This is a genomic window from Vibrio coralliilyticus ATCC BAA-450, from assembly GCF_000176135.1.
GTDB classification, from domain to species: Bacteria; Pseudomonadota; Gammaproteobacteria; order Enterobacterales; family Vibrionaceae; genus Vibrio; species Vibrio coralliilyticus.
In genome coordinates, this window is sequence record NZ_ACZN01000016.1 from 899298 (window position 1) to 919232 (window position 19935).

Here is a 19935-nt window from a genome sequence, read left to right on the forward strand (position 1 = left end):
AGGACATATCACTTGGTATAGTCTATCTAAGGGAGATGGTAAACCTCGAGCGTATTGGTCTAGGTGTTTAGTGGAATATGGAAAACCACTTTTCCTATTGAGGAAACTTAATTGGCAAGAATGATTCGGTAGCCGTTTCTGCCATCTTGTTTGACCATATAAAGTGCTTGGTCCGCGAACTGGAACAAGCTTGTTAGATGTTCATATGAAGTAATGCGTTTTGATGTTGCTCCAGCACTCACTGTTATGAACGGATGAGTTGGTGAATATGCGTGTTCAAGTGCCATTTCGCTGATTGCTCCAACCAGCATTTGTAGGTAAGCATCTAAATTGAGCTCTATGTCGCTGGCGAGGATGACGCAAAACTCTTCCCCCCCGTAACGGCATACTAAGTGTTCATATGGCGATTCGACGTCACGCAATGCTTCAGCCACACGCCTCAAGGCTTGATCTCCAGCTACATGACCATAGTTATCGTTGTATTGTTTAAAGTGATCGACATCGACCAGAATGACACCTATATGGTTGTAACCCAGCTCCTCAATGAAATGACGGGCTGTTTCATATAGATGCCTACGATTGGCAATACCGGTAAGTGGGTCGACAATAGATTGCTTTTTGAGGATTTCGCGCTTTTCATCCAGTTCGGTGATTAAATTGTTGATGTCGCGGGCAAAGCTTTTCATTTCTTTTGAGATAAATGTTGCTTCATTTGGCAGTTTGTCACCGGATTTCTGAAACTGGCGCAAGGCTTTTTGAGCCTGCCCCAGTGGCTTGATCAGCTTGGACACTACAGACAAGTTAAGAGCAAACATTACCAGAGAAAAACAAGCCAGTACGCTTGCTTCTGAAAAAGTCAGGAAATCTGGCAGCTTTTCGTTGTGAGTAATTTCAATTGCAATGTTATCGCCATCAAGGAAATCATCACGGTAAATGACGGAGACATCAATCGGCAAAGCGCCATGTAGGGAGTCATGTTCACTGTATGGGTGGACGTTGATCTCTACACCTGTTGCAGCTTCAATTTCAGAGATAAAGTCTTTGCGAATTTTACGAATAAATACGATGTAACCGAAATCGCAGGATTTGCCGTCGCTCAAGCAAATTCTGGCGGATGCAACCATATAAGGCTCACTTTGATAAACCGCATATTTGATGTGTGAAGATACCTTAGCGCTCGAAGCATTGATCGATTGTTCAAGAAGTTTGTTCACGACAGCAGGGTCATTCAGCGCAATGAACTGTGCAGAGTGGACTTGGCCATCTTTATATAAAGCGCTCCATTTTACTTGTAGCTGCTTGTCAAAAATGATCATGCCGTCGACAAGCTTGGACTCGAATGCGTGTGGTCCAATACTGTCCCTGATGAACGCCTCCGTGGGGTGCTGAACGAATTTCGTCAGCGTTGTCCAAGCAGCGTAATCTTCTAAAGATGCTCTCAGTTCAAGCTCTTCCATTTTCAGGACAGTTTGTACGCGCTCTATTTCAAACTGTTGTCTCTTCTTAGACGCCTCAATCGCCAGCTCATGGCTCCATAACGCTTTAAATGAAAAGTAAAACATTAGAAACAGGAGAACGACAGAGAAAGAAACCAGAATGGTGAGCTGTTTGAGACTGAAGTGTTTTAACTTATACACTAATAACGGACTACCTGAACAATGAGTAACTGAGCAAAATTGCATCGCTATTGTAGAGATCATTTTCAACCGGAGCCAGCAATTAACGTGCTAGATCGTCGCCATATGGAGGAAGATCTTGTGTTTAAAGCAAAAAAAACCTCAAATAATCCAAAAGTGTTACATGGGACGACTTTAATATTTTGTCATAATTCAAATTATTGTTTATATTTCCGTGCCACATAATTACTACAAAAGTTTATCCACATGACTGCTAGCCAAATTTCGTCGGAACGTGAAACCCTACTAGATACCAACGAACAGTTAGTATCAACTACAGACTTAAAAGGTGTTATTACCTACAGTAACGATGCCTTTTGCCGTATTGCTGAATTCACTCAGGAAGAACTTCTGGGACAGAACCACAATATTGTTCGCCATAACGGAATGCCAAAGGCGGCATTTGCAGACATGTGGGCGAACCTGAAGCAAGGTAAAGCTTGGCGTGGAATTGTGAAAAACCGAACGAAGTCGGGCGGTTATTATTGGGTAGATGCGTATGTAACGCCGATTTATGAACGTGGAGAAATGACGGGCTATCAATCTGTTCGTGTTAAGCCAAAACGTGAATGGGTTACCGTTGCTGATGCAGCTTACAAATCGTTGCTTAAAGCTGAAAAATCTGGCCGGACCTGGTCACTACAGATCAGTGATTCACTTCGCTATGCGATTTTGCTTGGATCTTTGTCTGCGCCAGTGTTGGCTAACATGATGGATTTGGAAGGAGCGGCAAATTGGATCTCAAGTTTGTTACCACTGTCTGTCGTCGCACTTTTGTTCAGACAAGAATTGATTGATACACCAAAGCAGCTTAAGAAGCTGCAATCTAAGTACGACAGTGTCAGTCGCCTAATCTACTCTGGTAGTAGTAAGTTTTCTGTTGCTGATTTCCATATCAAGCTTCTTTCAGCGCGTATTCGTACAGTCTTGGGTCGTATGACGGATTCTGCTAAGCCGCTTCAAGATCTGTCTGATGGTCTAAGCGCAACGACCTTGCAGGTAACTCAAGCCCTTGAGCAGCAAACCAAAGATATTCGCCAAGTTCGTGAAGCTACCGAAGAAGTGGAAGCATCTGCTAACGAAGTGTCCACCAGTACGCATGAAGCGCATGAGTTGATTGATGTGACGCTCAAAACCTGTCTGCTTGCGAAAGATACCATCGATCAAACTCATGTGAATTTGGAGCAACTCAGCGTTCAGGCTGAGAAAGCGACTAATACCACTTACCAACTGAGTGAACAGGCGCAAAACGTCAGTCAGATGATGGAAGAAATCGGTGGGATCGCAGAACAAACCAACTTGCTTGCTTTAAACGCCGCGATTGAGGCTGCTCGTGCTGGCGAACAGGGCCGTGGTTTTGCTGTTGTTGCGGACGAGGTTCGTGCATTGTCGGGCAGAACGTCGAATGCAACAGTACAAATTAAAGACAGTATTGAAACCATGTTAACGACGATTGAAGGCTGGCAACGCGACATCATTGCTAACCGCGAACAAACAGACGCATGTGGTGAAGTGGCAGAAGAAAGCGCGAAACGTTTATCTGAAGTCGAAACCATGATGCAATCAATGAACGATTTGATGACTACGGTTGAAGATGCGGCAACTAAACAGCGCCAGCTTTCCGGCGATGTGAACCTGCACATTCAGTCAATTGCGTCAGCCGCTGAGCAAAACCTTGCGGCGACCCATTCCGTTAATCAGCACTCGCAAGAGTTACGCAATCAGGTCAACGAGTTTTATCAGTTAGCTCAGCGATTTGAAGAAAAATAACACTAGGCCCTGCAAACGCGGGGCCTTTTCCTTTCGCACCCTGATGTTATAAATTCAGCTGTTTTTCTCTTCAACTCGCGCTAACGCGTTAATCCCGCAAATCTCCGTCTCATAGCCGTTAATTTCCTCACCAATGTCATTCATAAAGCATAATGTCTGCGTGTTATGTCGATAGACTTTACCTATACCCATTCTGCACATACGTTTCATTAACGACATGTGTGATAAGCCAATGCATTGATAAGGATACTCTCTATGCCGTTATTGACAGGTACACTGACTCACTTTTCAAATCCGAAGTCCGACCCAACGTTGGAGTATTCGAATGCTCAGCGAGAAATTTTGAGCGTTGCAGCTTCAAAACAAGCGATTGCGGATATTTCACAGTGGCCAGGATATAAAGAAACGCCTCTTCACGCGTTTACAAGCATAGCGGCGAAGGTAGGAATCGCGCAGCTCTGGTATAAGGACGAATCTCAACGTTTTGGATTAAAGAGTTTTAAAGCCTTGGGCGGCGCTTATGCCGTGGCACGCCAGCTCCAAATAGAGATCTTCAATCGGTTCGGCAAAACTCCTTCAATCACCGAACTGCTCGATGGAAAATGGAAATCTGAAGTAGCCGAAATAGTTGTTAGCTGTGCAACAGACGGAAACCATGGGCGTTCAGTTGCTTGGGGCGCGCAGATGTTTGGCTGCGGTTGCGTCATCTATATCCACCGAGATGTATCCGAAGGGCGCAAAACTGCGATGGAAGCTTTTGGCGCCCAGGTCATTCGTATTTCGGGTAACTATGACGAGTCGGTAAGAACTGCAGATAGTGAAGCCAAAGCTCACAATCGTGTGATTGTGTCTGATACTTCCTATGAAGGCTATATGGATATTCCCAAAGATGTGGCACTTGGTTACACCGCAATGTTGGCTGAAATTGTCGAACAACTCGATGGCACAATTCCAAGTCACGTTTTCGTGCAAGGAGGAGTAGGTGGACTGGCTTCAGCCGTGTGTGGTTACTTCTGGGATCTGTGGGGAGAAAAGCGACCACGATTTGTGATTGTCGAGCCTGAACAAGCCAACTGCTTGCAGAAAAGTGCGAAAGCAGGAGAGCCCGTTGTCGTTGAAGGTGACCTTGATACACTCATGGCGGGACTAGCGTGTGGGGAAGTTTCTACGCTAGCTTGGGAAATACTAAAGAACGGTGCCGATGATTTTATGACGCTCAGCGAAGGAGCTGTTCCGCAAGCAATGAGACTGCTTGCTGGTGGATATCAATCCGATGCAGCGGTTGAAGCTGGGGAGTCTGCTGTTCCGGGTTTAGCTGCGGCCATTATCGCTTCTGAAGATGCGGATTTTTCGCAAGCTCTTGGGCTAAATAGTGAAAGCAGAGTATTGGTGATTGGTACAGAAGGAGCAACGGATCCTGATCTTTACCACCAAATCATAAACGAATAACAACAAAGAAAAGCTCAAGAGAAGTGTTCGGCGTGTAATGTTAGGTTACACGCCGTTTTTATTCGTTAGAAGTATCGATCGGAATTGTCATGCCAGTCTTGACGTTGTCCATCACGACATTGGTCTGGAAGCTTTTGATATTGGCATTATCGAAAAAGGCTTCACGAGTGAAATTGTCATAGCCTTCCATATCTGCCGCGGTCACGATCAAGATAAAATCGGAACTGCCCGTTACGTAGTAACACTGCTGAACAGAACGATTTGCCGTCATTTCTTTCTTGAAGTTATGCATTAGGTCGACACGCTCACGCTCCAAAGTAACCTGCACAACGAACGTCATTGCTTGTCCTACCGCCTTAGGGTTGATGATAGAAACATCGGCTTGGATGACACCCTGCTCACGCATTTTTTTAAGCCTACGTTGAACCGCTGCAGGGGAGAGGCCGACTTGCTCTGCAATGTTGTCTGATGTCACTCGGTTTGATTCCTGAACGATATTTAAAATCTTTCGGTCAAAGCTATCGACTGTAAGTTCTGCTTGTTGTGGCATCTCAGATCTTCCTGATTGTCATGTGTAATTGAATTGTTAAATAACTCTGTGTTCTGTGACCTACGTAAAGGTATTTTTCTATCGAATTGAACCATATCCAATGGAGAACAAAAAACTAATATAACTCAATAAAAATGCGGAATAACTGCACAATGATATGGCTTTTTGATGAAATTCATTAAAGTGCTCGGGGCATTATTGATCTTGTGAACAGAATGTAAAGTCATTATTGATTGGCTTGTAGGTAATGTAGATACAAGTTTTTAACAATGATAGCGCTTGATAATGATTCCCGAGAGAAAGGATTGTCATGAAATCTGAAACCATCGCTCCCCAATTTGAACTGGATCAGCTTGCGTCAGCCGGGCGTGTTGGGGTTATTACTCTGGCAACGGATTTCAATATTGAGCGAGATCTGAAACAGTTTTATCCGGTGGACGTCGAGTCGTTTACCGGGAGGGTTAGAAACTATAACCCTTTAACTATGGATAATTTGCGTAAAATGGAGCCGGGAATTAGCGCATGTGCCGATTCAATCCTTCCAGGGACTGACCTTGATGTGATCATTTATGCTTGCACATCGGGCACTATCGCTATCGGATCGGAGCGTATTACCGAGTTAGTTCATCAAACAAGGCCCGAAACACCCGTCACTAACCCTGTGACTTCGGCTTTAGCAGCATTTAAGAGTCTCAATGCTAAGCGTATTTCCATTCTTACTCCCTATACCGATTCGGTGAACAAGGAAGTGGCTGACTTTTTCTTATCTCAAGGTCTCGAAGTGATGAACATCGCTGGATTCGGCTTTGAAGACGACACCGCGATGAGTTTTATTTCACCTGAAGATATTCGCCGCGCTGCGAGTCAAGTGTGTGACCCTGACGCTGACTTACTGTTCATCTCCTGTACTGCTCTTAGAACAGGCAGCGTCATTGAGTGTATTGAAGAAGACCTGAACAAACCTGTGTTAACCAGCAATCAGGTTTTGGCTTGGCATTCGCTTAAGCTGATGCGTTATTCCCGACCTGTTAATGGTTATGGGGTGCTGCTTAAACAACACCTTATTAGCAGTTCCAACTCAGATATAGCCTAACGTAACCCCTAATTCATGTGATTTACGGAGTAAAAAGTATGTCATCAACTTTCTCGATTAATCCTGAACAGCTGTCAAACACGCTCATAGAAAGTATGACGGAGTGGCGTCAGCATCTACACCGCTTCCCAGAGTGCGGTTTTGAGGTTGATCTTACCGCCAACTTTATTGCTGAGAAATTGGAAGAGTTTGGTATCGAGGTGGTACGCCACATTGGCAAAACTGGTTTAGTTGGGATTCTTCATAGCGGTAAACATGGCAAAAGCATCGGCCTCCGCGCTGATATGGATGCGTTGCACATTCATGAACAAAACACCTTTGACCACTGCTCGCAACATGATGGAAAAATGCATGCGTGTGGCCATGATGGACATTCTGCAATGTTGCTAGGCGCCGCGTGTTATTTGGCAGAGAACAGAACGTTTGACGGAACCGTTTATTTTATTTTTCAACCAGATGAAGAACATGGATGCGGGGCTCAGGCCATGATCGATGATGGTCTTTTTGAACGATTTAATATCGATGAAGTGTATGGCATTCATAACTTTCCAGGACTCGCTGAAGGTGAGCTCATGGTTAAATCTGGTTCGCTGATGGCCAGTGAAAGTAGCTTTGAAATCACTATTAATGGAGTCGGTGGCCACGCGGCGCTGCCTCACCAAGGTGTCGATCCTCTTGTGATAGGTGCGCAGGTTGTTCTTGGGCTGCAGACGATCGTGTCCCGAAACCTCAGCGCCATCTATGACACAGCTGTGGTATCGGCGACTGAATTTATTACTGACGGCACGGTCAATGTGATCCCAACGCAAGTCACTATAAAAGGGGACTGCCGCTGTTTTACGGAAGAAACGCTCATACGTATTGAACAAAGCATGGAAAGGATCGTAGCTGGTATTTGCCAATCAGCGGGAGCAAGTTATCAGTTCGAGTTCATCAACACATTCTATCCAACCATTAATAGCGAAGCGCAGACTCAATATGCGGTAGAAGCGGCAAAACAAGTGTTAGGTGGTGAACACGTTAATGATGCTTGCGATCCACTGACTATCTCAGAGGACTTTTCTAGCATGCTTCGCGTTAAGCCGGGTTGTTATGTCTTGCTAGGCAACGGCGTAGATTCCGTTGGGGGATGCGCTTTACACAACCCGGAATACGATTTTAACGACCGGATATTGAAGCTTGGCGCAAGCTATTGGATTCAATTGGTTAATAACAGATTAGGCCTTGGCCAATAAAAAGGAACTGTATGGCTGATTTTGCAATGCGGTATCTGTAAACGAAGTCATCATTGCCGATCGTTAAACTGCACCAAGCGTTTAGCGTGACATTAGAACGGAAAAAGGAAAGACAGGATGAAACGATTAAGCGTAGCCTTGCTGAGTTTAGGGGTGGTTTTGAGTGCTCATGCCGAAACATGGAAGTTTGCTTCAGAAGAAGACAAAACTGACGTTCAGGATATTTATGCACAAAAATTTGCTGAAGTGATCAAAAAAGAGTCCGATGGTGATATTCGCGTTCGTATCTATTATTACGGCCAACTGGGTACCGAAAACGACATTGTTGAACTGGCAGCGAAAGGCACTATTCAGTTTGTATCTGTGGGGGCTGGCCATCTAGGTTCGTATGTACCTGAAGTTCAGGCGGTAAGCTTGCCGTACGTGCTTGGTACCGACGAGGAAGTGACGCACAAAGTACTGACTGAAAGCCCAACTATTTACAATGAGCTCGCGCCTAAATTCGAAAGTGTGAATCTTAAGCTACTTTCCATGATGTCTGAAGGCGAGATGGTGTGGGGAGGTAACAAGCCAATCCGTACACCAGAAGATTTCGCTGATCAAAAAATCCGCACCTTTACCTCAACAATCCCAGTGGAAACCTACAAAGCCTTTGGCGCGACACCGACACCTCTGTCTTGGGGAGAGGTGTATGGTTCTCTGCAACTGAAAACAATCGACAGCATGGTTAACCCTATCTACTTCATCTACAACGCGAAATGGCATGAAGTACAGGACTACTTAATGTTCCCAGGTCAGCAACCTTACGTCAGTACCGTTTCAACAAACAGCAAGTGGTACAACGGACTCTCTAAAGAGAAACAAGCGATGGTTAATAAGGCAATCAAAGCGGCGGATAAGGCAGCTTATGATTACCAAATCAAAATCAACAAAGAGAATATGGAGAAGATTCTTAAAGAGCGACCAAACATGCAAGTGGTTGTGCTTAATGACCAAGAACGCGAGCGCTTCAAGGTACTCAGTGAACAATTACACGACACCTATTTTGATGTGGTCGCTAATGCCTATCCAGCCGACCAGCAAAGTGAAGCGCGTGCAAGTGCCAAAGTCATCCTTGAGAACATTTTGGATGAAGTCAAAGTGGCGTCATCGCAGTAGAAGCGGTATCTCGAATGGAAACCAGCTATCCGTTGCAAGGAGTGACGGATAGCACCTTTCCAGTCAGACAAGGTCTGTGTGGAAAGTTGCTGACTGAAGTATGGAGTTCAGCGTGTTATGAAAGACCTTTTACTTAAGATAAGTGTGGTGACTGAAAAGCTGGAACGCTTTTTAATTATGACAGCCATCCTCGTGATGATGGCGAATTCGACAGCAAACGCCATTGGGCGGTATGCGTTCAACAAGAGTTTATTCTTTTCTGAAGAACTGAATCAATTCCTCATCGTGATCGTCACTTTTGTCGGCTTCGCTTACGCGGTTCGACAGGGACGTAACATACGAATGACGGCTGTTTACGACTCACTCAGTTTCCGCTCACAGAAAATCCTGACGACTATTATTGCACTTCTTACGTCGGCACTTATGTTTTATCTTGCCTACCATTCGTTGCTCTATGTTGAAGAGCTCAAATCCATTAACCGCTTGAGTCCGGCACTACAGTTTCCCGTTTATTGGGTCTACGCCATCATCCCGATTGGATTTTCCATCGCTGGGCTTCAATACAGTATGAGTTTCGTTATGAATCTTTTGCACAAAGAGATTTACGTGTCTTTCGATGTGACTGAAAACAAAAACAATGAAGTAGGTGAGTTGTCATGAATGAGATTGCTCAGTTTCTATCGGATGTGATTGCAGGTGAGCTCGATATATACGTGATCACATTTACTTTAGTGACCGTTATGGTGGTGCTGTTGTTTTTGAGCTTCCCGATGATAGTGCCTTTGGCGGTTGGTGCTCTTATTGGCTTGATTCATTTTTCTCAAGTTGAGCCAGGAGTGCTCATACAGCAAATGGTGACCGGAATATCACCAAACGCGCTAATTGCGGTACCAATGTTCATACTTGCTGCGGATATCATGACACGCGGTCACACGGCTTATAACTTACTGGGCCTTATTCAGGCGTTTGTTGGTCATTTACGTGGCGGCTTGCCCATTACTACGTGCATCAGTTGTACCTTATTTGGTTCAGTTTCAGGTTCGACTCAGGCAACGGTGGTATCGGTAGGGCAGATTATGCGACCGAAGTTACTCCAAGCGGGGTACAAAGATAGCTTTGTTATGGCGCTCATCATCAACGCCAGTGACATTGCTTTTCTGATTCCACCCAGTATCGGTTTGATTCTTTACGGTACGTTGGCGAATGCCAGTGTTGGAGAATTGTTTATCGCGGGTATCGGCCCGGGGCTTGTGCTGGCAGGCTTGTTCTCACTGTATAGCTATGCCTACAGTGTGAAGCATAGTGATAGTCTAACGTTGGTTGATAAAGCAAATGCCGCAGAACGTATTGAGGCGGTTAAGAAGGCAATTCTGCCTTTGGGGTTCCCAGCTTTAATTATCGGTGGTATTTACTCTGGTATTGTTACTCCGACCGAAGCGGCTTCGTTCGCTGTTTTATATGCGATCATCGTTGAATGTGTCTTTTACCGTAAGCTCGGCGTCAAAGACATTTGTGACGCTGCGTTAAATACCGGTTTGATCACCGCGGTAGTTTTTGTACTGGTTGGTGTTGGTCAGGCATTTTCGTGGTACATCTCGTTTGAACAAATCCCTCAAGAGTTATTGGCTCCGCTTGATCTGGGGAGTGCTTCTCCAGAATACATTTTGTTTGTTATCGCGCTGACGTTTTTCATTGGTTGCATGTTTGTCGATTCGTTAGTCGTGCTGCTGATTTTAACGCCTATCTTTATGCCTATTGTTGATGCCGCTGGAATTGACCCGATTCTTGTTGGTGTGATGGTGACGTTGCAAATGGCAATTGGATCGGCAACACCACCTTTTGGCTGCGATATATTCACTGCGATTGCTATCTTTGAGCGGCCTTATATGGAAGTGATTCGCGGCACTCTGCCTTTCTTCATTATTTTGATTTTTATGTCTGCACTGCTGATCTTTTTTCCCGGCATTGCATTGCTGCCGAGAGATTTACTGTTCAGCTAATCCATTTGCATGGTACAGACAAACTAAGGATAGAACGTATGAATACGACTCAACTAGTCGCCCCGAATCGAGGTTTTGAGACCGTTGAATTTGAGCACCGTACGGTGGAATTACAAAAACGGATGCGAGCTCAGAATATTGGAGCTGCATTTTTTACCACAGAACCTGAATTCCGTTATTTTAGCGGCTTTAAATCGCAGTTTTGGGAAAGCCCAACTCGACCTTGGTTCTTGGTAGTACCTGCGGTTGGTAAGCCGATTGCTGTTGTGCCCGAAATTGGTGTCGCTGGGTTCGAGAGTACTTGGATTGAAGATGTTCGCAGTTGGCCATCGCCAAGGCCAGAAGATGATGGTGTTTCGCTGTTGGCTTCGACATTAAAGGAGGTCAGTAAAGGCATTCACAAAATTGGCAGCATGGTTGGCCCAGAAACCCATCTACGTATGCCAGCAAATAACTATGCACTATTGCAACATTCCCTAAGCCAGTACCAATTCGTCGATATGTCTTTGATCGTTCGCGATCTTCGCAGCATCAAATCAAAAGCTGAGATAGAAAAGATTCGCTTCGCCTGTCAGGTGACAGTGCAGGGGTTTGAATTTTTACGCAGCCACTTATCGATTGGAATGACCGAACGAGAAGCGTGTAAGGCGATGCACCTTGAGATGTTACGTCTTGGCGCTGATGCTTGTCCGTATTTGATTTCAGCGTCAGGAAAGGGTGGTTATGACAACATCATTATGGGCCCTACAGATCGTGTTTTAGAACAAGGCGATGTATTGATCATTGATACAGGAGCCAACTTCGACGGCTATTTTAGTGACTTCGACAGAAACTATGCCTTTGGTTTTGCTCAGCCAGACACCGTCTCGGCTTATGAGGCAGTTTATCAGTCTACGGAAGCGGGTCTGATGAAAGCAGGGCCGGGCATTACAACGGGCGAAGTATGGCAAGCTATGTGGTCCGTGCTGGAAAGCAACGGCGCTCTTGGCAATGATGTAGGAAGGATGGGGCATGGGTTAGGGATGCAGCTTACTGAATGGCCATCCAATGTACCCGGGGGGGATGTTGTACTCAAACCAGGTATGATTTTGACCCTAGAGCCGGGTATGGCATTTGCCAAAAATAGAATGATGGTGCACGAAGAGAACATCGTTATTACTGAAAACGGCTGTGAAATGCTGCATGAGAGAACATGGAAGACGCTTCCGGTGATTAGCTGATAATAAAAGCCCAATCACTTGGGCTTTGAGTTGATCATTGCTGCTGAACGCTTTTATACAAATATCTCTGACAGGTGGGCTCGCTTATGCGTTTAAGGATCTGTGACATAACAGCGATGACGACAAAAGCAAATACCAGCCTTCCCCAAAATATCGTCACGAAGTCGGCACCAATCAACAATACGAGAATGGTGTCTTCAATCATGCTGTGAGCTAAGTTAAGCAGCATGACGGCGGTAAACACATCTCGTGCTGGTATGTGGCCTCGTTTGGCTTCGTTGATCAGCAGGCCGCCACCGAAAGAAATACCTAACGTAATACCGACGATGGTTAGGTTAGTCGCCTCTCTGCTGATACCTAGCACAGAAAGAACAGGCTTGAGTGCCATCGCCATTAACTTTTCCACACCTAGCAGCTTTAGCATCTTTAACGTAATTAGTAAGACTGCAATGATGACAAGTATCGCTATCAAGTTTTCGACTTGCGACCACGCCCATTGAAGATAAGTTTGCTCTGGAGGTATTTCCGGATTCCAAACGATCTGGGCAGGCGTATTCAGCAAATCGCCGAACTGATAAATCTGGTGGAGAAGCCACGCAAACACGAGTCCACCCCCAACTCTGACTAATGTCGTCATGGCAATACTCACACCAGCACGCTTCGCAATAGCTGCTTCAATCGGGATAGAGTGTGCGATGAGCATTAATGAACCCAGAATTGATACCTGAGCAACGGTGAGTTCACTGTTGGTGCTCATAAAGATCAATAATCCCGCGTACATATTAGTAAGCAGAGTTGTCGCCCAAACTAAGCCCATTTCATCGGGTAAACCAACAAAATTCATCAAAGGACTCAGCCATTCGCTCAGTAACGCAACGCCTCCTAGCTCTTCAACAACTTTAATGACGATGATGATAGGAATCATCACTTTATACAGAGTCCAGGTGACATCGATTATTTCTTTAAAAAGATCATTAAAGAAACTTTGTAACTTTTCCATGTTGAATTCCACACTTAATGATTCGATAGCAAAAATATTAATAAAAGCATGAGAAATATGGATGTATGATTTACATGCTTCCTGCGCTTGATATTTCTTTATTGAATTAATGTTGTGTTAAAGTTTCTTAAAAGAGTGCTCTGGAGAAATTATGGAAATTAATCGCTTAGACAGGAAGATTTTGTCGATACTGCAAAAGAATAATCGTATTCCGAATGTAGAGTTGGCGGAAGAAGTGGGGTTGTCGCCGCCAGCTTGTTTGAAGAGGGTAAAACGGCTTAGGGAAGACAACGTGATAACGGGTGATGTCTCAATCATTAATCCCGAACTGGCCGGTAATAAGATGAACTTGATTGTTTCAGTCGAAATGGAGCGGGATAGACCTGATATATACAGCGTGTTTCGCCAATCGATAACAAAAGCCCCAGAAGTCACTCAATGTTATCAGATCACGGGAGGCTACGATTTCATGCTGGTGGTGAGCGTTCCAGATATCAAAGCATATGAAAAATTTATTGAGCGCGTATTGCATCAGGATAAGAACATTCGCAAATTTCAGACTTCGGTCTCTACTCGCACAGTAAAGTTCAGTACTGAAGTGAATGTAGAAGAGATTCAATAAAAAACGCCCCGCTAGTGTAGCGGGGTGTTTTCTATCAAGGTTCAGTGATTAAGCTAAAAGCTCTTTCGCTGTGTTCACAACGTTTTCAGTTGTGAAACCAAACATCTTGAATAGCTCACCTGCTGGTGCAGATTCACCGAAGGTGGTCATACCGATGATACGGCCGTCGAAACCAACGTACTTGTACCAGAAGTCAGCAATACCCGCTTCTACCGCGATACGTGCCGTCACGTCAGATGGTAGAACCGCTTCACGGTAGGCTGCATCTTGCTTGTCGAATGCGTCCGTTGATGGCATTGAAACAACACGTACTTGCTTGCCTTCAGCTGTCAGTTCAGCCGCAGCGTTTACTGCTAGCTCAACTTCAGAGCCCGTTGCGATAAGGATAAGCTCTGGCTTACCTGAGCAATCTTTCAGGATGTAACCACCCTTAGCAATGTTCGCTACTTGCTCAGCGTCACGCTCTTGCTGCGCAAGGTTCTGACGAGAGAAGATAAGTGAAGTCGGTGCATCTTTACGTTCGATAGCCAGTTTCCAAGCCACTGCTGATTCCACTTGGTCACATGGGCGCCATGTGCTCATGTTTGGCGTTAGACGTAGAGAAGCCATTTGCTCAACCGGTTGGTGAGTTGGACCATCTTCGCCAAGACCGATAGAGTCGTGCGTGTAAACCTGGATGTTCTGAACTTTCATCAGAGCCGCCATACGCATTGCGTTACGTGCGTATTCCATGAACATTAGGAAGGTTGCGCCGTATGGTACGAAACCACCGTGCAGAGCAATACCGTTCATGATAGCCGTCATACCGAACTCACGTACACCGTAGTGGATGTAGTTGCCCGACGCATCTTCAGCCGATACTGACTTAGAACCAGACCACATAGTTAGGTTAGAAGGGGCAAGGTCAGCAGAGCCGCCTAGGAATTCAGGTAGCATTTGACCAAACGCTTCTAGTGCGTTTTGAGACGCTTTACGTGATGCGATGTTTGCAGGGTTTGCTTGAAGGTCAGCAATGATTTGTGTTGCTTTCTCTTCCCACTCAGCTGGCAATTCACCGTTTAGACGACGTTTAAGCTCTGCGGCTTCTGCAGGGTAAGCTGCCACGTATGCGTCAAACTTCGCATTCCACGCTGCTTCTTTCGCTGCGCCCGCTTCTTTTGCATCCCACTCAGCGTAAACGTCAGCTGGGATTTCAAAAGGACCGTGTTCCCAACCTAGCGCTTTACGAGTTGCTGCAATTTCGTCAGCGCCTAGTGGAGCACCGTGACAGTCGTGTGAGCCAGATTTGTTTGGAGAACCAAAACCGATGATGGTCTTAGTACAGATTAGCGTAGGGCGTGGGTCCGCTTTCGCAGCGATAATCGCTGCGTTGATCGCTTCTGGATCGTGACCGTCTACTGCTGGAATTACGTGCCAGCCGTACGCTTCGAAACGCTTAGGTGTATCGTCAGAGAACCAACCTTCTACTTCACCATCAATAGAGATACCGTTGTCATCCCAGAAAGCGATTAGTTTACCAAGGCCTAGCGTACCTGCTAGAGAACACGCTTCGTGAGAGATACCTTCCATCAGACAGCCGTCACCCATGAATGCATAAGTGAAGTGGTCAACGATGTCGTGGCCTTCTTTGTTGAATTGTGCTGCTAGAGTTTTCTCAGCCAGCGCCATACCTACCGCGTTAGTGATACCTTGACCTAGTGGGCCAGTCGTCGTTTCGATACCCGGTGCGTAACCGTACTCTGGGTGACCTGGAGTCTTAGAGTGCAGCTGACGGAAGTTTTTCAGGTCATCAATAGACAGCTCGTAACCCGCAAGGTGAAGCAGAGAGTAAATCAGCATAGAGCCGTGGCCGTTTGATAGGACGAAACGGTCGCGGTCAGCCCATTCTGGGTTTGCTGGGTTGTGGTTTAGGTGAGAGCGCCAAAGAACTTCAGCGATGTCAGCCATACCCATAGGTGCGCCTGGGTGACCAGAGTTGGCTTGTTGTACGCCGTCCATGCTAAGAGCACGGATAGCATTAGCTAAATGTTTACGATCCATAATAAATACCGAATATTATTAAATTCAAGAAAGGAAAATTAAGAGGGGAACGCAAACGTTCCCCTTATTAAAATAATTTGAGATTAAAGCTTAGCTTCAATCATCGCTTCAAGTTTGCCTTGGTCAACAGCGAAGTTGCGGATACCTTCAGCCAGTTTCTCAACTGCCATTGCATCTTGGTTGTGATCCCATAGGAACTCAGCGTGAGTCATCGCTGATGGACGCTCTGCTGTACCTTTAGAGTCAACTAGCTTCTCTACTACTTCACCTTCCGCTGCTTCTAGTTCAGCAAGAAGAGCAGGAGCGATAGTTAGACGGTCACAGCCAGCAAGTTCTAGGATCTCGCCGATGTTACGGAAGCTTGCACCCATAACCACTGTGTTGTAGCCGTATTCTTTGTAGTAGTTGTAGATCTTAGTTACTGATAGTACGCCTGGATCTTCTGAAGCTTCGAAGTCACGGCCTTCTTTCGCTTTGTACCAGTCCATGATACGACCAACGAATGGAGAAATTAGGAACACGCCAGCTTCAGCACAAGCACGAGCCTGAGCAAATGAGAAAAGAAGCGTTAGATTACAGTTGATGCCTTCTTTTTCTAGGATCTCAGCTGCGCGGATACCTTCCCAAGTAGAAGCAAGCTTGATTAGGATGCGGTCGTTAGTGATGCCTGCATCGTTGTACATTTTCACAAGTTGGCGAGCTTTCGCTACGCTGCCTTCCATATCGTAAGAAAGACGAGCGTCAACTTCTGTAGAAATACGACCTGGGATAGTCTTTAGGATTTCTTTACCGATGTTTACAGCAAGCATGTCGCAAGTGTCTTGTACTTGCTGAGCTTTGTCGCTGCTTTGAGATTTTGCGTATTCGATAGAAGCGTCGATAAGTGGCGCATATTCTTCGATTTGAGCGGCTTTAAGAATCAGAGAAGGGTTAGTAGTTGCGTCTTCTGGCTGGTATTTTTTAATCGCATCGATTTCACCAGTGTCCGCTACGACTGTCGTTAGTTTACGAAGTTGCTCTAATTTGTTGCTCATTTCGATCATCCTATTTAATGGGCGTTCACATCAAAACAGTTAATGTGAGTGGTGCAATTGCAAGCGAGTTAGCTAATCGTTTTTAACCCTTTCCGAGTTCATTAAATCAACTAACCGGAATAAATTTCAGCGAGAGATCATTTGTTGTGAACATTTGCTCTCTCGATGAGTAAATGATGGGTTCATATTTATCTCATCCACACAGAATGTCAATCGCTAATTAAAGGTTATGGTGATGTTCATCAAGTATTTTTCCAATTGCCTCCGCAGGCAATTTGAATTAATCGTTTGCCAAGGCATGACAAGGGTTGAGGAGAATATGAAGAGCATAATAAATAGCCTGAGAATTTGTCATGGCGATGAGCAAATGTTGCAAATGTCTATAGCGATGACATATGCTACAACACTGAGCACATGTCATAGGTACTTTCCCCTTTAGGAGTCCAAGAAAAATGAGCAAGTCACAACAAGATATGTCTGATGACAGCGCTGATCTACTTACCGAAATCTCCGTTGCCTACTATCAGGACGGGGCAACCCAGGAAGAAATATCCAAGAAGTTTTCTGTGTCGCGAGCGAAAGTAGGGCGAATGCTAAAGCAGGCCCGTGATGAAGGGATCGTAGAGATTACCGTTAAATATCACCCCGTATTCAGTGCCAAGATTGAGCAAAGGCTAATTGAAAGGTTTGGTGTTAAGCGTGCTTTGGTTGCGCTTGATCAGCCGAGCGAAGAACAGCAACGTTTGCAAGTGGCAGGTTTAGTATCCAAATACATGGCCAGCTCTATTCAAAATGGATCAGTTGTGACTGTCGGTCAGGGAAGGAATGTCTCAGCGGTTGCCCATCATATAGGCGTTATCCCTCAACGAGATGTGAAGTTTGTGTGTGGCATCGGCGGTATTCACCCTAGAGGAGGTATGTTTAACGCTGACCATATCTGCCGACAATTTGCGAAAAGCTATGGTGGTACATCAGAAACGCTTTACGCCCCTGCATACGCAGAAAACCCAGAACAGAAACACGCATTTATGCAGAATGCGACAGTAAAGCAAACTCTGGATCTCGCTCGTAAGGCAGATGTCGCCTTGGTCGGTATTGGCGATATGAGTGAGAACAGTTATATGGTCGACTTGGGATGGTTCACCGCAGATGAAGTGGTTCAATCACGAATGCTTCAAGGGGTCGTGGGGGACTTTGCCGGCTATGATTTCTTCGATATTCAGGGGCAGTCTGCCAAAACAGTGATGAGTGATCGTGTTATAGGTTTAAGCATTGAAGAGTTTCGACCCATTTCAGAGGTCATCGCGATTGCGGCGGAAAACAGTAAGCCATTGGCGATGCTCGGGGCGCTTAGAACAGGAGTGATTGATGTTATTGCCACCAGCGTAAGTAACGCACTCACTGTGCTTAACTTAGATGAACAAATGAAATAACCCCGAGAGATTGCTCGCTAAAAAGCACGAGTCATGTCCTCTTGCTTCTCTTATAGTTTGTCCTTTGCTTTCTCTTTTACAAAATCGATAAAAGCCCGAATTCTGGCGGGCATCTGTAAGCCGTAGTTGTGCACCGCCCAGACTGATGCCTTAAGACTCATTCCATCCGCTGTTATTCGAATCAACCTGCCTTCCTTCAAGTCATCTTCAACGGCGAGAATAGGTAAGCACGCAATTCCTAAGCCTGAGAGTGTCATCATACGGATTGTGGGTACGCTATCTCCAAGACGAGTGGAGTGGAATCGATAAGTGATGCTTTGCTTCCCCACGGAGAATTTGCGTTCAACGTTTATACCCTCCCACTGATTAGCAATATAGTCGTAGTCGATGAGCTCGGTCGAGGTCACTGGAAGGGTAATATTGTTCTTCGTGAGATATTCAGGAGAGCTGCACAGCACTTGCTCTAGTTCGCCTATCTTGGTGGCTCGTGAACTGGAGTCGGGTAACTCACCCACTGTTATTGAAAGGTCGATGTATTTATCAATCAAGTTGAGCCGCATATCATTGGCCAATAATCGTGGCTCAATACCAGAATGGTTCTTTACAAACTCACACATCGAAGGCCCAATCAAATGAGTCATCAGCGTATGAGGTGAGGTGACAGTCACTGTGCCTGCAAGTCCGGTATTGGAATCACGCACTTCTTCTTCCGCCAAGGACATCAACTTTTTCATTTCAAGGCAACGTTGATAGTAACGTTGCCCCGCTTCAGTAAGAGACTGACGACGCGTTGTTCTGGTTAACAGTTTTACGCCGAGGTGTTGCTCTAAACCTTGAAGGTGATGGCTTAGAACAGACTTAGACACGTCCAGCTTATCGGCGGCTTTGGTTATCGACCCAGATTCAACAATTTGGGCGAATACCTGCATGCGGTGTAGGTCTGATTTCATAAAATTTTATTGTTCTATATAATCTAACTATTTGTGAAACTGTACCTTATTTATCACGAATTATAAACAATTAAACTCTCTCACGAACTCAAAAAACGAGACCAAAGGAGAGGAAAAATGAGCATTCTGGTTCAATTTAAACTAAGCCACTCATCGGAAAATACTCAGGTAATCAAAGACTTTTTTACTGAAATTTTGCCAGATACAAGGACTTTTGAAGGGAATATCTCTGCCCATCTGTTTGAGAAAGTACAAGGGCAGCACGAGTTAGTGTTACTGGAAGAGTGGCAAACTCCTCAGCATTTCGATAAGTACATCGCGTGGCGCAAAGAAATAGGGGACTTTGATCAGCTTGGTACGATGTTATCGGAAGCGCCTAAAATTGTGATGTTATCTAAGGAAGTCTAATGAATATTATCTGGAGCCCTGCAACGGTTCCACCGCCAGCGGCTAACTACCACCAATGTGCGATGATTCCATCAGGTTCGACACGACTTCATATTGCAGGGCAATTGGGTATCAATGAGCTTAGCGAAGTACCGGAGAGTGCTGAGGATCAGATTGTACTGGCTTGGCAAAATGTACGTGGAGTGTTGCAAGCCAATAGAATGGACATACAGGACCTGATTAGCGTTCGGATTTACATGGTAAATCGTGAAGATCTTGAAGGTTATCAGAGAGCTAAGGAGCGCATTCCATTTGATG

General features: G+C 45.4%; 18 protein-coding genes. 12 read left to right on the top strand and 6 right to left on the bottom strand.

Annotated features, from left to right (window positions below; all coding sequences use genetic code 11):
• Positions 1-107 precede the first annotated feature (107 nt).
• A complete protein-coding gene (locus VIC_RS15230) occupies positions 108-1637 on the bottom strand; it encodes a sensor domain-containing diguanylate cyclase (RefSeq protein WP_006960894.1) in 1530 nt (509 codons plus the stop codon).
• Between the two features lie 246 nt (positions 1638-1883).
• On the opposite strand from VIC_RS15230, the gene VIC_RS15235 reads away from it, so the two are divergent.
• Both VIC_RS15235 and VIC_RS15240 read left to right on the top strand, forming a co-directional pair.
• Positions 1884-3446, top strand: a complete 1563-nt coding sequence (locus VIC_RS15235) for a methyl-accepting chemotaxis protein (protein ID WP_006960895.1) — start codon at positions 1884-1886, stop codon at positions 3444-3446.
• Between the two features lie 255 nt (positions 3447-3701).
• Positions 3702-4895 carry a diaminopropionate ammonia-lyase gene (locus VIC_RS15240; protein ID WP_006960897.1) on the top strand — a complete coding sequence of 398 codons (1194 nt, stop codon included), beginning with the start codon at positions 3702-3704 and terminating at the stop codon, positions 4893-4895.
• A gap of 58 nt (positions 4896-4953) precedes the next feature.
• Here VIC_RS15240 and VIC_RS15245 read toward each other — a convergent pair whose 3' ends face one another.
• On the bottom strand, positions 4954-5445 hold the full coding sequence (locus VIC_RS15245; protein ID WP_006960898.1) for an Lrp/AsnC family transcriptional regulator: 492 nt from the start codon (positions 5443-5445) through the stop codon (positions 4954-4956).
• Between the two features lie 310 nt (positions 5446-5755).
• Here VIC_RS15245 and VIC_RS15250 point away from each other — a divergent pair, with 310 nt between their 5' ends.
• The 6 genes from VIC_RS15250 (at position 5756) to VIC_RS15275 (ending at position 12151) form a co-directional block, all read left to right on the top strand.
• Positions 5756-6538, top strand: a complete 783-nt coding sequence (locus VIC_RS15250) for a maleate cis-trans isomerase family protein (protein WP_006960899.1) — start codon at positions 5756-5758, stop codon at positions 6536-6538.
• Between the two features lie 38 nt (positions 6539-6576).
• Positions 6577-7773: a M20 aminoacylase family protein gene (locus VIC_RS15255; RefSeq protein WP_006960900.1), complete on the top strand. Its 1197-nt coding sequence runs from the start codon at positions 6577-6579 to the stop codon at positions 7771-7773.
• A 117-nt stretch (positions 7774-7890) separates the two neighbouring features.
• Entirely contained in the window at positions 7891-8931 is a 1041-nt protein-coding gene (locus tag VIC_RS15260) for a TRAP transporter substrate-binding protein (protein WP_006960901.1), read from the top strand.
• Positions 8932-9048: 117 nt separating this feature from the next.
• Complete coding sequence (locus VIC_RS15265; RefSeq protein ID WP_006960902.1) at positions 9049-9591, top strand: TRAP transporter small permease; 543 nt, start codon at positions 9049-9051, stop codon at positions 9589-9591.
• A complete protein-coding gene (locus tag VIC_RS15270) occupies positions 9588-10931 on the top strand; it encodes a TRAP transporter large permease (protein ID WP_006960903.1) in 1344 nt (447 codons plus the stop codon). The genes VIC_RS15265 and VIC_RS15270 overlap by 4 nt, the downstream gene beginning before the upstream one ends.
• 38 nt (positions 10932-10969) lie before the next feature.
• A complete protein-coding gene (locus VIC_RS15275) occupies positions 10970-12151 on the top strand; it encodes a M24 family metallopeptidase (RefSeq protein ID WP_006960904.1) in 1182 nt (393 codons plus the stop codon).
• A 34-nt stretch (positions 12152-12185) separates the two neighbouring features.
• On the opposite strand, the gene VIC_RS15280 is transcribed toward VIC_RS15275, so the two are convergent.
• Positions 12186-13151, bottom strand: coding sequence for a hypothetical protein (locus VIC_RS15280; protein ID WP_006960905.1), 966 nt, complete (start codon positions 13149-13151; stop codon positions 12186-12188).
• Between the two features lie 151 nt (positions 13152-13302).
• Here VIC_RS15280 and VIC_RS15285 point away from each other — a divergent pair, with 151 nt between their 5' ends.
• The gene (locus VIC_RS15285; RefSeq protein ID WP_039952021.1) at positions 13303-13773 is read left to right on the top strand and encodes an Lrp/AsnC family transcriptional regulator; all 471 of its coding nucleotides are present in this window, start codon (positions 13303-13305) and stop codon (positions 13771-13773) included.
• Between the two features lie 48 nt (positions 13774-13821).
• Here VIC_RS15285 and tkt read toward each other — a convergent pair whose 3' ends face one another.
• Positions 13822-15813, bottom strand: coding sequence for a transketolase (gene tkt, locus VIC_RS15290; protein ID WP_006960907.1), 1992 nt, complete (start codon positions 15811-15813; stop codon positions 13822-13824).
• An 83-nt stretch (positions 15814-15896) separates the two neighbouring features.
• Positions 15897-16847, bottom strand: coding sequence for a transaldolase (gene tal / locus VIC_RS15295; protein WP_006960908.1), 951 nt, complete (start codon positions 16845-16847; stop codon positions 15897-15899).
• Positions 16848-17299: 452 nt separating this feature from the next.
• Here tal and VIC_RS15300 point away from each other — a divergent pair, with 452 nt between their 5' ends.
• On the top strand, positions 17300-18280 hold the full coding sequence (locus VIC_RS15300; RefSeq protein WP_006960909.1) for a sugar-binding transcriptional regulator: 981 nt from the start codon (positions 17300-17302) through the stop codon (positions 18278-18280).
• 50 nt (positions 18281-18330) lie between these two features.
• On the opposite strand, the gene VIC_RS15305 is transcribed toward VIC_RS15300, so the two are convergent.
• A complete protein-coding gene (locus tag VIC_RS15305) occupies positions 18331-19230 on the bottom strand; it encodes a LysR family transcriptional regulator (protein WP_006960910.1) in 900 nt (299 codons plus the stop codon).
• A 117-nt stretch (positions 19231-19347) separates the two neighbouring features.
• Here VIC_RS15305 and VIC_RS15310 point away from each other — a divergent pair, with 117 nt between their 5' ends.
• On the top strand, positions 19348-19638 hold the full coding sequence (locus tag VIC_RS15310) for an antibiotic biosynthesis monooxygenase family protein (RefSeq protein ID WP_006960911.1): 291 nt from the start codon (positions 19348-19350) through the stop codon (positions 19636-19638).
• Positions 19638-19935 (top strand): Rid family hydrolase (locus tag VIC_RS15315; RefSeq protein ID WP_039952023.1); only part of this gene is annotated, 298 nt, incomplete at its 3' end. The genes VIC_RS15310 and VIC_RS15315, both read left to right, overlap by 1 nt.